Here is a 14,000-nt window from a genome sequence, read left to right on the forward strand (position 1 = left end):
GCGAGCTCGTCCCGCTGAGCGTGCACGCGTCGGCGGAAGGCCCGCCGACAGGCCGAAATGTATGCTTGGCGGCCGGGTGTCCTGATCAGGGCGTCGGTCGCGGAAACGGTGTCCGCGGCCGTCCCCTCGGTCGTGGAAGAGGAGCAACAGGTCGTGTCGCTGTGGTCGCGGGCATTGTCGGTCGAGGAACTCGAGGACCGGCCGTGGAGTGAGCTGATGCCGTGGCTCGATCGGTACGGGTCGGCGCGTACTGTCGCGCTCTCGGCGCTCGCTCCCACCGCCCGCTGGTGGGAGGTCCAGTCGCCCGCCGACACCGCGCACGAGGCGGGCATCCCCGAGATGTGCGCGGAACTGGCCCGGATCTACGTCACCGATCACCCGGACCTGCGCTTCGCGGATGCGTTGCGTCGCGAGGTGGAGGTGCCGGTCTCCGCGCTCGACCTCGATGCCGCTGCGGCAACGGTGATCGCGCGTCTTCCGCACGCGCCCACCACCGCCGAGTTGTTCAGCCGCAGTCCGGCGGACCTGTTCGTGATGCGTGGTTCCGACCGCGAAACCGTCGACGAGATCGTGTGTGCGGTCCTCGTCGCGACGGTGCTGCGGGACTCGGACTCCGCTGCTTCCGCGCCCGGGACCGCCGAGATGTCTGCGGGTTCGAGGACAGATGTTCCGGCGCTCGACCTGCTCCTCGAGGACCTCGCGCAGCTGGCGCGCTGGCGCATGCTCAGCGGCGACCACGAGAGTCCCTTGCTGCGTGTGGAACTCGACGAGGGAGCGCCCGAGGAGGTCCGGACCGTGGCAGCGCGTATCCGTGCGCTGACCGCCCTCGATCTCCCGGTCGCCCCGCCGGGCGACCCCATTGCCGAGCTCGGCGACTACATCGAGGCGCTGCCCGAACCGGAACGTCAGGCGCTGCGACGACGGGTCCGGGACGGCGTCGACGACCCGGCGGCACCGTCGACGTTCCCGTTCGGCACGGCGGTCGGTGATCTGCTCGCGGCGTTGCGCGTGCGGGTGCGGCCGGTCGCCTCGTTCGACCGGATCCTGCGCGACTTTCCGGTCCTCACCCGTCCGGTCCCGGCGCTCGACGCCCCGTTGTGGAAGGTATTGCACCGCCTCGACGACCGATTCGAGGTGGCCGACGGATGGGTGGCGGTTCCCGATCTGCCCGACGCGGAGAAACAGACCCGGGCACTGCTCGCGGAATTCGAATCCGGCAACGGGGTCGTCGAACCCGCCGCGGTGCAGGCGACCTGGACGCTGCCGCCGGACGAGTTCGCCGCGTGGACGGAGTACTGCGGGACCGCGATGTTCGAGGGCAGGCTCCTCGCGCCGCGCGACGACCTCCCCGGCCGCGCCGCCCAGGTGCTCGAAGTGCTGGGTGATCCGCACACCGCCGATGAACTCGTCGCCCGCATGGGCGTGAACGCCGACGTGCACACTCTTTTCGCGGAACTGTCCGACGACGAGCGTTTTGCGGTCGCCGACGACCGGTGGTCGCTCGTGGAGTGGGACACCGATGTGGTGACCGCGATCCGCAACCGCATCGCGCGTCTCGTCGACGATCGACACGGCAGCGCTCCGGCCGACGTCGTCGAGACCGCGCTGGTGGAGCGGTTCGGGATCTCCGGCGATTCGGCCCGTACCTTCGCTGCCGGGGGCGAATTCGAGGTGGTCGACGGTCGCGTGCGACGCCGGCCGCGTGCCCACGTGCCGGTGTCGAAACCCGAGCGGACCCGTCGGCTCTACCGGCTCGACGACGGCTGGCGCCTGCGCATTCCGGTCACGCGTGATCACGTGCGTGGTGCCGAGTGTGCTGTGCCGTCGGCGGTTGCCGCGATCGTCGGGTGCGATCCGGGGAGCGAGATCGTTCTGCCTTCGCGCCTGGGAGGGCAGACGCTGCGCTGGGCCGGGCCCGCACCGCTACTCGGGTCGATCCGCAGATTCCTCGAGGACCTCGGGGTGGATGCGGACGGGGAACTCTTCCTCGATTTCCGCGCCGACGGCCATTTCGACGTGCTGCCGCTGCGCACGGTCGCCGACAACGCCGAACCGTTGCGCAAGGCGCTCGCGCTGGTCGGGCACACGACTCCTGAGGTAGTCCCCGAGGACCGAATGGCCGAGGCGTTCGCGACGGCCCTGGGCCTGGGTGCGGAAACCCGGCCTCGTCGAATTCTGTCCGCCTACCGGGCCCGACGGGAGACCGACGTGGTCGCCCTCCTCGAAGAAGCGTGGATACGCGTGCGGAGCTGAGCACGCTCACCGGACGATCGGTCGCGGCTACTGCGCCGACGTGCCGCCGACTGTGATCGCCTGGAACTGTTCGTGCAGGGCTTCTGTGAGTTCGCGAACCTCGGGAACGAGGTCGGGATCGACGATGATCGTCACTGTCAGGGTGCCGGCATACGACAGTGCCACGAAGGCGACGCCCACGTTTCCCGTATTGACGATCAGCGGCACAATCGCGGTGACCCTGGCTCCGGCGACCCTCAGCGGTGACGACGGGCCCGGCAGGTTGGACAGAAACGAATTGACCAGGTGCTGCCGAGCCACGAACCAACGGAAGATCCGGATGGCTGCCAGGCCGCGGAACAGCGGGCCGAGCAGGGTCGCCGACCGCCCTCGCACGCTCGATTTCTGTGCACGGGTGCTGCGAGAAACGGAAACCAACCGCTGCGCCGGAGTTCCGGCCAGTGGTACCCGGACAGGCATGACGCCGACCTGATTGCCCAATTCCCCGTCCGTGTTCGCACCGCGAGCAGAGACCGGAACCGAGATCACCAACTCGGACGGGGACTCGCCACGCGTGCGCAGGATGTCGGCAAGCGCACCGGAGGTGGCGACCAGCAGCACATCGTTGACAGTCGCGCCCCATCGCCGCCCCTCCACACGGGTCGCGTCCAGATCCACCTCGACCCTCCCGACCGCACGTCGAACACCCGTGGGCGCATTGAACGAACATCGGGGGGCACGTCCACCGGTGCCCCGTCCGAGTTCCGCCCACGCCGCAGGAAGACCCGCGACGGACTGTGGAACTCGGCGCAGGCTGCGAAGCCGTTCGATCACGTTGTCGGCGAGCAATTCTCTCGTCCTCGGCTTCGGACAGGCCCGGTGCCGGTCGGGCGGAATCGAGCGGCCCAGCTCGTCCGAGACGTCTGCTCCGTCGACCAGATGCGCCAGCACGGCCAGTCCTCCGATCCCGTCGGCCAGCACATGATGCATCACCATCACCAGTGCTGTGTTCCCGTGCGGATCCGCGATGTCGGTGACGAGAATCGCGCGCCACAGCGGCCGCGACCGCGGCAGCGGCCGGGTAAGTGCGTCCACCGCGAGGGCCATGGCGGCATCCCGGCTGCCGGGAACCGGGCATCGCACCTGCGACAGGTGAGCATCGACGTCGAAGTGCTCGTCGTCCAGCCAGTAGGGTCGGCCGAGCCCGAGCGCAGGTTCGGACAGGCACTGCCGCAGTCGCCGAATCCCGGTCAGTCGTTCGGTGAGCGCGGCCTGCAGCGCCACCGGGTCCGGCTCGACGCCACCGGCGAGGAAGATCACGGCACCGACGTGGAGGGGCGCCGGCCCGACATCCGAGACGAGTTCGGTCAGGTCGCCGGGACCGATGCGCTCTATCCGACTCGGGTCCGCCACCCCTCCAGGATCGCAGGTATCGCTCTCTGCCATGGGTGCACCGGACCGGGCGAGCCGGACTCGGCCCGGACACAGAACCCAGGGGGTCCGGTAAAGGTGACTCTGCGCCGCCGCCGGCTGCCGCCCACGATCGAGGGCACCTGATGCGATCGGTTCTCGTCCGTAGCACGATGGAGCAATGACCGACGCGAGCACCGAACCCACCGCCACCGATTCCGTCGTGGACGCGCTGCGCGGGGCCGTGGCGTCCGTGGAAGCGGCCATTGTCCGTCTCGAGGGCGAAGACGCGGCTCCGGACACCGTGGAAAGCGTGCTCGCATCCGTAGGGGCGCCCGCCCTGGGCGATATCGTCACGCGCCACAACGCCCTGACCAGGGCTGCCGCGATAGTCGACCACCGCGGCACGCTGCCCGACGCAGATTGGACGCCGCTGGCCGAACTCGGGTCGCGGCTCGACGAGACCGTCGCGCGCGTGCAGGCTCACGCGTCGGCCCTGCTCGACGGAGCCGACGCGGACAGGCCGGTGCCGGAGCACCTGGAATACCTGCACACGATCGCGGTCGAGGAACGACTGGGCGAGACACTCCAGTTGCTCGTGCTGGTCGAGGACTGTCTGTTTCTGTGGCATCGCGTTCGCATCGCCCGGGAGGGTTCCGATCCGGGGGTCGTCGCGGCTGCCCGGTCCGCGCTCGCGCGGCACTTCGAGGGGGACGCCGACCTGTTGCGACGGGCGCGCAGGACCCTCGCGCGGTTCGCGGAGGGATCGCCGCTGGAGGTGGTTCGCCGGCTGTCCTCGAGCCGCACCACACGCGCACTGTCGACACTGCGGCGCGATCTCGACGACTACCGCGCGGCCTTCCGGGCCGATGACGCCGGCTGGCTCGCGGACGAAGATCCGGATGTCGCCGAGGCACTCGACTCCATCGACAGTCCCCTCAAGGCGGTCGGCGGAGCGCTCGGCGACGTCCTCGAGCGCGGTCGTGCCCGGGTGACGGAAACGTTGAGCCGCGACGACGGGGACAGGGCAGACGGGGACAGAGCAGACGAGGACAGGGGATCTGCCGCGGATCCCGACCGGGCGTAACGCCCTCTAGCCCACGGATACCTCGAGCTGCTAGGTTCGCTTTATCTCCCTAGATGCTCTAGGTATGGAGGGTTCGTGTTCATCGACAAGGATCTGGTCGCAGCCTCGGCGACGCCCCTGGTACTCGGCATACTCGCCGAGGGCGAGTCCTACGGATACGCAATCCTCAAGCGGGTCAACGAGCTGTCCGGCGGTCGCATCCAATGGACCGACGGAATGCTCTACCCCCTGCTGCATCGCCTCGAGCGCGCGGGCTATGTGGTTGCGAGCTGGCATATCGCCGAGAACGGCCGTCGGCGCAAGCACTACACACTCACCGATGCCGGCACCGAGATCCTCGTCGAACGCGCGGCGCAATGGTCGGTCGTCGCCGCGGCCCTCGAGAAGGTGTGGCAGTCCGCGCTGCCCCCGGCGGCAGAAGGGTTGACGTGATGGACGCCGACGCCCAACTCGAATCCCAGATCGCCCGCTGGCGCGGCTACGTCTCCGGTCACCGGGTGATTTCCCCGCTCGACGTCGACGAGATGGAAGGCCACCTGCGGGATCAGGTCGAGGATCTCTCGGCTGCCGGGCTGACGTCGAGCGAAGCGTTCCTGGTCGCGGTGGGACGCATGGGCAGCGTGGACGAGATTTCTCGCGAGTTCGCCCGCGAACATTCCGACCGCCTGTGGAAGCAACTCGTGCTCGTTCCGGCAGGCACCGAGTCCGCCTCCGGCCGGCATCCGCGTGAGATGGGCGTGGTGATCGCGCTCGCGGCCTGCGCGGGGGTGGCCGTCAAAGCCGGACTGGAGTGGCTCCCGGAGCAGGCACTGGTACGCAATGCCTCGCTGTTCGTGTTGCCGTTCCTCGTCGCATACTTCGCCTGGAAGCGCGACATGCCGGTGCGCGCCGCGGCGGCCCTGGCGATTCCGTTCCTGCTCACGGCGTCGGCGCTGAACCTTTTTCCGTTCGTCGCCGTCGGCTCCACCGAAATCATCGCGGCGATCCACGCCCCCATTCTGTTGTGGCTCGTCGTGGGAGTCGCGTACGTGGGAGGCGAGTGGCGATCCCAACGGCGGCGGATGGACTTCGTGAGGTTCACCGGAGAGTGGGTCGTCTATCTGACCTTGCTCGCGCTCGGCGGCGCGGTCCTCGTCGGACTCACGCTCGGGGCCTTCGGTGCGCTGGGCGTCGACGTCGAGTGGTTCCTCGAACAATGGGTCGTGCCCTTCGCGCCCCCCGGGGCGATGATCGCGGCGGCCTGGCTCGTCGAGGCCAAACAGGAGGTGATCGAGAACATCGCTCCCGTCCTCACCCGGGTGTTCACGCCGCTCACCGTCGCGATGCTGCTTGCGCTGTTCGTCGCGTCCGTGGCATCGCGCAGCATCCTGGGCGTCGATCGCGAACTGCTCATCCTCATGGATCTGATCCTGGTGCTGGTGCTCGGGCTGTTGCTGTATTCCATCTCCGCCCGCGACCCGCACGCGCCTCCGGACGTGTTCGACACTCTTCAGGTCGTTCTGGTCGCCGCAGCGCTGGCCGTCGACGCACTCATGCTCGCCGCGATGCTTACGCGGATCGCCGAGTTCGGATTCACCGCCAACAAGGTGACGGCGCTCGGGCTGAACCTGGTCCTGCTGGTCAACCTGGTCGGGGCCGGATGGTTCGGCGTCCGCTTCTTGCGACGCCGTTGCGGTTTCGACGCCGTGGAACGCTGGCAGACGCGGTACCTGCCCGTCTACGGCGTGTGGGCCGCGGTTGCGGTCGTCGTCATCCCGCCGCTGTTCGGGTTCGGGTAACGACCGGGGTCTACCGATCCTCCGGCGTGACGAGGCCGGTACGGAAGGCGATCGCGACGAGTCCGGCGCGGTCGCGCGCACGCAGTTTGGTGAGGATGCGGGTGACATGCGTGCGGACCGTTGCGGGACTGATGAACAGCTTCGAGCCGATCCCCTCGTTCGACAGACCCAGGCCGACCTCGGCAAGGATCTCGCGTTCCCGGTTCGTGAGTCCGTCGAGTTGCCCGGTGTCGCGCGCGCCCGCCCCGCGTGCGGCGGCCTGCATCACGCGCCGGGTGACAGTCGGCGAGAGCATGGCGTCCCCGCCCGCCACGGTGCGGATCGCGTTGCGGAGATCTCCGGGTGCGGTGTCCTTCACGAGGAAGCCGACGGCACCCGCACGGATCGCGTCGAGCACGTTGTCGTCGGTGTCGAATGTCGTGAGTACCACCACGTGCACGTGGGAAAGCGCCGGATCGCCGATGATCCGGCGGGTCGCGGCGATTCCGTCGGTCCCGGGCATCCGAATATCCATCAGCACCACATCGGGACGCGTCTCGGTGACCACGCGCACGCCTGCGTCCCCGTCGTCCGCCTCGCCCGCCACCACGATGTCGTCCGTGCGCTCGAGCAATGCGCGCAGTCCTTCACGCACAAGAGCCTGATCGTCGACGAGCACGACCCGGATCATGACGGACCTCCTGCGGGAATGCGGGCATCGACGACGAATCCTCCGCCGTCCGGAGTGCCGGTGTCGACGGTCCCGCCCAGCAACGCGACGCGTTCGCGCATGCCGGTCAGGCCCCATCCGGTGGTGCGGCCACCCCGCGACCCGCGGCCGTTGTCACTCACGCAGACTCGCAGTACATCGTTGTGGTGGTCCAGGGCGACAACGACTCTCGTCGCATCGGAATGACGGAGGACGTTGCTCAGAGCCTCCTGGATCACCCGGTACGCGGTCGCGTCCACCACGGCGGGCAGTGTTGCCGGGGTGCCCCGGGATTCGATGTGCACCGCTACGCCTGCGTCGGAGACGGTGTCGACGAGTCGAGGGATCTCGGCGAGTCCGGGTGTAGGCGAGTGGTCCCCGCGTGCTGTGGTGCCGGCGGGGGAGCGGAGTGCCTCGACCGTGGCATGCAGTTCGGACACCGCGCGCGAACACGAGTCGCGAACGGCCACCAGCGATCGGCGTGCGAGGGCGGGATCGTCGTCGAGGGACTCGGCAGCCACGTCGGTGTGCAGCGAGATCACGGACACGGTGTGCGCGAGCAGGTCGTGGAGATCGCGTGCGATCTGCAGCCGTTCGCGTTCGACGCGACGGGCGGCCTCGCGTTCGCGCTCGAGGCGGGCCGCGTGTTCCCTGCGGACCAGTTCTCGGCCGAGTGCGCGTCTGGACCGCACGCTGTCGCCCAGTGCGATCACCGCCGCCATCAGACCCACCGACCCCGCCGATTCGAATCCGAGCAGGTAGGCAAGATCATCGCCCTGGAACATCCTGACCGCTGTCGAGAGGATCACCAGCGCGCCCGAAACGGCGATCGCCCATCGCAGGTGCCCGGACTCCGCGGCCGAGTACAGCGCCACCGCAAGCGGGAGGGCCAAGCCGATGGGCGGGAACCCCAGGGCGTAATACGCCACCAGGACGGCGGCCGTGACGAGCAGAACGGTGACCGGGCGCTGCCGGCGGAAGAAGACCGGTGCGGCGAACAACGCGCCGAACAGGAAGGCGAGCGCAGGTGGCCCCTGCTCGCCGCCCCCGAGATCGGCGGCGATCGCGATGCAGATGATCGCGAACAATCCCCCGGCGAGGAGCGCATCGGTCGTGCGGTCCTGCCGGAACATATTTCCGGCTGCTGGGCTGGTCTGCGCGGAGATGGTCGGTGCCTTTCCTCCGGTCGTGCGTGTGATCACCGTTCCGGGCGGCAGTGACGGAGTACCCGGCGATCCCGCCCGCACGTGTGGCGATCGGCGCTACGTCGGCGAGATTACCGGCGGCCGCCTGGACCCGGACCAGAAATGCGCGTACGGCGAGGGGTCGTCACCTCGCCGTACGCCCGTGAGCGGAACTACCGGGCGTGTCACCCGACCCTAGCCTCGACCGGCACAGGCGTGGACGTGCGAGCCGCGAGCACCTTGAACAACGCGACGAAGGCCAGGACGGCAGTCACGCCGCTCATGGTCAGACGAACCCAGTGGCCTGTCTCGAACTCGACCGCGGTCTGTCGGAGAACCTCGACAGAATGCACGGCGGCCCCTTCGTCGAACATGATCGTGTTCCGTGGCCAGAAGTAGAAGGCCGAGAACGCGAACTCGCCGAAGACCAGCGAGATCAGGCTCGCCACCGCCCACGGCCGGACCTTCTTGTCGCGCCGGAGCAGGAACACGGACGCCACTGCGAGGGCTACCGTCAGCGCACCCAGAGGCGGGAAGAAGTCCGACGGACCGGCTTCCGACATGAACTCGACGGTCAGATCCAGAGACGCCGGGGGATCGTGGAAAACGTTGGGGTAGAGGATGACTGTTTCGGTGAGGATTGCACCGAACGCGATGAGCGTGACCCAGCTGTAGGCCACGATCACCGCGGTACGGGGCGAGAAAGTGTTGTGTGTCATGGTGACGACGCTAGTTTTCCGGCGTGTCACCGTCGTCCGTCCGGCGACGTAACCGCAGTACGACTTCCGACGTAGGCCGGATTACCGGAGTGCGTCCAGCGCCTCGCCGATCGGCGTGTCGCCGTTGTTGAATTCGATGGTGAGACCGGCGGTTTCGGGTCGCTCGAGTACCGCGGCGGCGACGGCTGCCACATCTGCACGCGACACTTCGCCCGGTTCGGTCGCGCCGTGACCCGCGATGTCGATGCGGCCCGTGGGCGGATCCAGCGTGAGTTTGCTCGGCCCGAGGATCGTCCAGTCCAACTCGGCGGCCCGCAGATGCGTGTCGGCCGCGGCCTTCGCCTCGGCGTAGGCGTAGAAACTGTTGTCCTCCGGCACACCGTGATCCGGACGCGACCCGTAGTAGGAGATCATCACATACCGCCGGACACCCGCCTGCTGCGCCGCCGTCATCGATGCGATGGCGGCGTCGCGATCCACGGCGTATGTGCGGAGCGCGCTGCCCCCGCCTGCGCCTGCGGACCACACGACCGCATCGTGACCCTGCAGCAACTCGTTGAACGCGAGCGCATCGAGTTGTTCGACGTCGGCAACCACCGGCGTGCCGCCGGCGGCGCGCACGTCGTCGGCGTGGTCGGGATTGCGGATGACCGCGCTGACCTCGTGGCCGGCGTCGGAGAGGAGACGTTCGAGGTGGAGCGCCACCTTGCCGTGTCCGCCGAAAACCGCGATACGTGCCATGTCGATGCTCCTAGCGTCGTGGGAAGTCCTTCCGGTGAGCATGCCCGTATCCGGTCGTCTCTACGCGTGGGTGTCCTCAGCGCACGCGTTCGAGGGCCGTCGCGACGAGGTGTTCGGCAATGGCGAGGGACGACGTGGCGCCGGGTGACGGGGCGTTGCACAGGTGAACGAGGCGTCCCTGTCCGGCGATGACGAAATCGTCTTCGAGGCTGCCGTCGGCGTTCATCGCCTGCACCCGGACACCGCGCGGTCCGGCGTGCACGACACCGCTGTTGTGGCCGGTCCAAGAGCAGCACCGGCGACAATACCGTTCCGGTGTTACGTAAAAGTGTTACGGTGTGCGGTATGGCCTACAAGTACGAAGCCGTCGCAACCGATCTCCAGCACCGGATGACGTGGAACGAATGGGCAGTCGGCGACCAGCTCCCGGGGATCCACGAGCTCGCGGCTCACTACGCCGTGTCCCCGTCCGTCGTGAAGGACGCGCAGGAAGTGCTGCGGAAGGAGGGGTTCATCGAGACGCGGCAGGGGAGGGGCTCCTTCGTCGTCTCGATCCCGGAACCGGGGGACATGACGCTCGGCATCCGACGGCACCTCGAGGCGATCCGGGCGGATCTTGCCGAGGCCCGCGACGCGGTGGTGCGCGCGGAACGCCGACTCGCGGAGCTGAGCGAAACAGTCGTGTAGGACGCGTGACAGGCCTGTGGCCCGCAGATCTTCCGGATCTGCGGGCCACAGGCGTGATCGTCGCGCGGGGGTGTCCCGGCTCAGCGGTTACGGTCCGAGGAGTAACCCCACAGCCAGTCCGTGTACTTGTAGCTCGAGGTGTCGCGGATGCGGAACAACTCGTTGCGAGCTTCGCGGCCGGCACCGTCGAGGTGCCACAGGTCGCCCCACATCCGGCCGGTGGTGAGGATGCGGTTGCAGCGCGGCGCGCGCTCGGCGTTGACGTCCTGCAGGATCTTCGGCCAGTTCGCGTTGTCGCCCTTGTAGTCCTCGGACGCGTAGTCGGCGAGGCACTTGGCATCCTCGAGGGCCATTACGGCGCCCGACGCGAGGTACTGCAGCGGCGGATGTGCGGCATCGCCGAGAAGGAGCATGCGGCCGTCGACCCAGTTGTCGATCGGATTGCGGTCGAACATCGGCCACCAGCGGTCCGTCCACAGGTACTTCAGGGCGGAGCGGACACTTTCGTGGCAGTGGTCGTAGGCGTGCGCGAGTTCCTCGGGGCTGCCCCACTTCTCCTCGCCGCGCAGGAACGCCGGCGACTGGAAGACGGCGACTTGGTTGAGCATCTCGCCCTGGCGAAGCGGGTACTGGATGAAGTGGCAGCGCGGGCCGATGTAGCCCACCACGTCCTCGATGTCCTCTTCGAGGGGGACTTCGTTCATCGGGAAGGTGCCGCGGAACGCGACGTAGCCGGAGCCGACGGGCTTGTCGTCGGACAGCTTGGGACGCAGGCGCGAGTGCAGCCCGTCCATCCCGAGCGCGATGTCACCGATGTGCTCTTCGCCGTTCTCGAGGATGACGCGCACGGTGTCGCCCTCGGTGACGACATCGGTCACCGTCGAATCGGTGCGGAGGTCGGCTCCCGCGCGACGTGCAGCGGCAACGAGTACCGAGTGCAGGTCGGAGCGGTGTACCACGAAGTACACGCCGCCGTAGTGCTCCTGGTAGTCGCGGCCGAGGTTTACCTTGGTGAGGATTTCGGCGGTCACAGCGTCGCGGAAGACGAGGTTCTTGGGCAGCACACCCTTGGCGATCACCTCGTCGTAGACGCCGAGCGACTGGAGGATGCGCGAGCCGTGCGGTCCGATCTGGAGTCCGGCGCCCACCTCACCGAACTCGGCGGCGCGCTCGAAGAGCGTGACGTTCGCACCCTTCAAGGCGAGAGCGAGGGCGTTGGCGACGCCACCGATGCCGCCGCCGGCAATCAGTACTCGCGCGTCCTTCAGATCGGACATGACACTCCTTCGGGTGGGGGGAATTGTGAGATCAGTGAGTGAGGATCGGGCCGCGCGGCGCGTCGTGGCGGACGGGGAACTTCTGCCAGATCACCGTGAGCAACAGCGCCGAGATCAAGGCGCTGACGCCGAAGAGGATGAAGTTCGAGTGGGCGCCGAGTCCGGCGGCGAGCAGCCATCCACCGATCTGTGGGGCGGCAACGGCACCGATCCGGCCGACGCCGAGAGCCCAGCCGAGCGCCGTGCCCCGCAGGTGGTCGGGGTAGTACGACGCGACGGCCGCGATGATCAGTGCCTGGGTGCCGTGGGTACCGACACCGGCGATCACGAAGATCAGGTACACCGCGGCGACCGGCGGATCGAGCAGCAGGGTCAGCAGCGCGACACCGGCCATCAGCGCGGCGACGATGCTCGTCGGCACCGAACCCCAGCGCACGCCGCCCCAGGCGGTGACGAACGAGCCGACGACGGCGCCGAGGTTGAGCGCCAGCGCGAAAGTCAGCGCGTTGCCCAGGTCGGTGCCCTCACCTTGCATGAGCTTGGGAAGCCAGGTGCCGAGGCCGTACCACGAGAGCAGGGTCACCACGGTCACCGCCGCGAACATGATGCTCACGGCGCGGAAACGGGTACCGAGCAGTTCCTTGAAGCCGCCCGCGGCGTTGCCGGGATGGGCATCGGGGGCGTGCTTGGGCAGCACCTTGATCGCCAGCGGAACGAGAATGAAGAGCGGGATCAGCGCGAAGAGGAACATCGGGCGCCAGCCCCAGTGGGGAATCACCGGGATGCCCACGAGGGCCGCGATCGAACCGCCGATCGGCACGCCGGACATCATCATCGTCGCGACGGCGGCGCGCCACTTGTTCGGCACCAGTTCGGCAGCCAGGGCGTTGGACGTCGGCACCAGTCCGCCGAGGCCGATTCCGGCGATCAGGCGCAGGATGCCGAAGACCGCAGGTCCGGGAGCGACGGCACACAACGCGGTGAACACGGAGAGGACGACAACGCAGCCGACCACCGCCTGTTTGCGTCCGATCGCGTCGGACAGCCGGCCCGCGAGAACGGCGCCGATCATCATGCCCAGGAATGCCAGGCTGCCGAGTGTGCCGGCCGTCGAGGAACTGATTCCCCATTCGTCCTGCAGGCTGGGGATCACGTTGCCGTAGACGATGAGGTCGTATCCGTCGAATACGACGAACAGCCAGCAGACGACGACTGCTGCGATGCTGCCGGGAGCCATGGGCAGACGGCGTGCACCGGAGGCGACGGTGGCCCCTGGGGAGATGTGCATGAATCCAACGTTGATGCGCTCACGTGCTCGGTGCAATAAAGTTCTTCTATGCAGAATGCGCCGAAACCAGGCAAACGCATCACGAAGCCGTCGTACTCGCTCGAGTCCGTGGACAACGCGCTGCACCTGCTGCAGTTGCTCCGCGACGTCGGAGCACTGCGGGTGAAGGACGCGGCGGAGGCGCTCGGCACCGCGCCGTCGACCGCGCATCGGCTCCTGGCGATGCTCGTCTACCGGGGCTTCGCCGTGCAGGACGAGAAGCGCCGCTACCACCCCGGTCCCGCGATGGGGGCCGGGCCGGCGAAGCACGGATGGACCAGAGAGCTTGCCGATATCGCGCGTCCGCACATGGAGGCGCTCGCGATGATGACGGGCGAGACCATCAACCTGGTTCTCCGGATCGGGTCGCAGGCACGTTTCCTGTACACGGCAGAAGCGGCAACGATGCTGCGTGTGGGGGACAGGCAAGGCCAGGTACTCCCGGCGGAACTCACCGCGGGCGGGCGCATCCTGCTCGCCGAACTCCCCCGGCGCACGCTCGAACAGCTGTACCTCCGACCGGCGGGCCCGCCGACCATCAGCCAGGGCCCGACCGCATCCGAGACGGACCGGCGGCTCGCTCCCGGTGAGTTCGAGATCTTCGTCAGTGAACTCGAAGCGGCCCGGCGCGTGGGATTCGCCGTCAACGTCGAGCAGACCGAACAGGGCGTCGCGGCATTCGGGGTCGCGGTGCGGAACGGTCGTGGGCACGCGATCGCGGCGCTCACCGCAGCGGTACCCGCGACCCGGTACCGGCAGCACCTGCACGGGCAACTGGTGCAGCAGATGCGGGCGGCGATCCGGGGCCTCGAGGTGGACGTCGCACACATCGAAGGATGAGATTTACGTCAAGATTCCACAGGGAAGAAT

13 protein-coding genes and 1 pseudogene are annotated in these 14,000 nt (G+C 68.2%); 6 read left to right on the top strand and 8 right to left on the bottom strand.

Annotated elements, in window-relative coordinates:
* The first annotated feature begins 108 nt into the window (after positions 1-108).
* Complete coding sequence (locus HF886_RS14390) at positions 109-2,253, top strand: hypothetical protein (protein WP_346765371.1); 2,145 nt, start codon at positions 109-111, stop codon at positions 2,251-2,253.
* A gap of 27 nt (positions 2,254-2,280) precedes the next feature.
* Here the strand turns inward: HF886_RS14390 and HF886_RS14395 are convergent, their stop codons facing one another.
* Positions 2,281-3,645: a wax ester/triacylglycerol synthase domain-containing protein gene (locus HF886_RS14395; protein ID WP_346765372.1), complete on the bottom strand. Its 1,365-nt coding sequence runs from the start codon at positions 3,643-3,645 to the stop codon at positions 2,281-2,283.
* Between the two features lie 178 nt (positions 3,646-3,823).
* Between HF886_RS14395 and HF886_RS14400 the strand changes: the two genes are divergently transcribed.
* From HF886_RS14400 to HF886_RS14410, 3 genes are all read left to right on the top strand, one after another.
* Complete coding sequence (locus HF886_RS14400; RefSeq protein WP_206038788.1) at positions 3,824-4,729, top strand: hypothetical protein; 906 nt, start codon at positions 3,824-3,826, stop codon at positions 4,727-4,729.
* A 75-nt stretch (positions 4,730-4,804) separates the two neighbouring features.
* On the top strand, positions 4,805-5,161 hold the full coding sequence (locus HF886_RS14405; protein ID WP_169652651.1) for a PadR family transcriptional regulator: 357 nt from the start codon (positions 4,805-4,807) through the stop codon (positions 5,159-5,161).
* Entirely contained in the window at positions 5,161-6,507 is a 1,347-nt protein-coding gene (locus HF886_RS14410) for a permease prefix domain 1-containing protein (RefSeq protein ID WP_169652652.1), read from the top strand. Before HF886_RS14405 ends, HF886_RS14410 begins: the two co-directional genes overlap by 1 nt.
* Positions 6,508-6,517: 10 nt before the next feature.
* Here the strand turns inward: HF886_RS14410 and HF886_RS14415 are convergent, their stop codons facing one another.
* The 5 genes and pseudogenes from HF886_RS14415 to HF886_RS14435 all read right to left on the bottom strand — a co-directional run.
* The gene (locus HF886_RS14415) at positions 6,518-7,177 is read right to left on the bottom strand and encodes a response regulator transcription factor (RefSeq protein WP_169622664.1); all 660 of its coding nucleotides are present in this window, start codon (positions 7,175-7,177) and stop codon (positions 6,518-6,520) included.
* Positions 7,174-8,397, bottom strand: coding sequence for a sensor histidine kinase (locus tag HF886_RS21425; protein WP_169622665.1), 1,224 nt, complete (start codon positions 8,395-8,397; stop codon positions 7,174-7,176). The genes HF886_RS14415 and HF886_RS21425 overlap by 4 nt, the downstream gene beginning before the upstream one ends.
* Before the next feature lie 167 nt (positions 8,398-8,564).
* Positions 8,565-9,098 carry a DUF1772 domain-containing protein gene (locus HF886_RS14425; protein WP_169622666.1) on the bottom strand — a complete coding sequence of 178 codons (534 nt, stop codon included), beginning with the start codon at positions 9,096-9,098 and terminating at the stop codon, positions 8,565-8,567.
* A gap of 81 nt (positions 9,099-9,179) precedes the next feature.
* Positions 9,180-9,839 (bottom strand): SDR family oxidoreductase, encoded by a 660-nt coding sequence (locus tag HF886_RS14430; protein ID WP_169622667.1) that lies wholly within the window; start codon positions 9,837-9,839, stop codon positions 9,180-9,182.
* A gap of 76 nt (positions 9,840-9,915) precedes the next feature.
* A pseudogene (locus HF886_RS14435) lies at positions 9,916-10,092 on the bottom strand (L-2-hydroxyglutarate oxidase); the annotation flags it as partial.
* A 92-nt stretch (positions 10,093-10,184) separates the two neighbouring features.
* Here HF886_RS14435 and HF886_RS14440 point away from each other — a divergent pair.
* Positions 10,185-10,526: a winged helix-turn-helix domain-containing protein gene (locus tag HF886_RS14440; protein ID WP_169652653.1), complete on the top strand. Its 342-nt coding sequence runs from the start codon at positions 10,185-10,187 to the stop codon at positions 10,524-10,526.
* Positions 10,527-10,606: 80 nt separating this feature from the next.
* Here HF886_RS14440 and HF886_RS14445 read toward each other — a convergent pair whose 3' ends face one another.
* Together HF886_RS14445 and HF886_RS14450 are read right to left on the bottom strand one after the other, a co-directional pair.
* A complete protein-coding gene (locus HF886_RS14445) occupies positions 10,607-11,803 on the bottom strand; it encodes an FAD-dependent monooxygenase (RefSeq protein ID WP_169622669.1) in 1,197 nt (398 codons plus the stop codon).
* Positions 11,804-11,834: 31 nt separating this feature from the next.
* Entirely contained in the window at positions 11,835-13,040 is a 1,206-nt protein-coding gene (locus HF886_RS14450; protein WP_240952712.1) for an aromatic acid/H+ symport family MFS transporter, read from the bottom strand.
* Between the two features lie 99 nt (positions 13,041-13,139).
* Between HF886_RS14450 and HF886_RS14455 the strand changes: the two genes are divergently transcribed.
* On the top strand, positions 13,140-13,970 hold the full coding sequence (locus HF886_RS14455) for an IclR family transcriptional regulator (protein WP_169622671.1): 831 nt from the start codon (positions 13,140-13,142) through the stop codon (positions 13,968-13,970).
* The last annotated feature ends 30 nt before the right edge of the window (positions 13,971-14,000 follow it).

It is taken from the genome of Rhodococcus sp. 105337 (genome assembly GCF_012844225.1).
Classification (GTDB): Bacteria; Actinomycetota; Actinomycetes; order Mycobacteriales; family Mycobacteriaceae; genus Rhodococcus.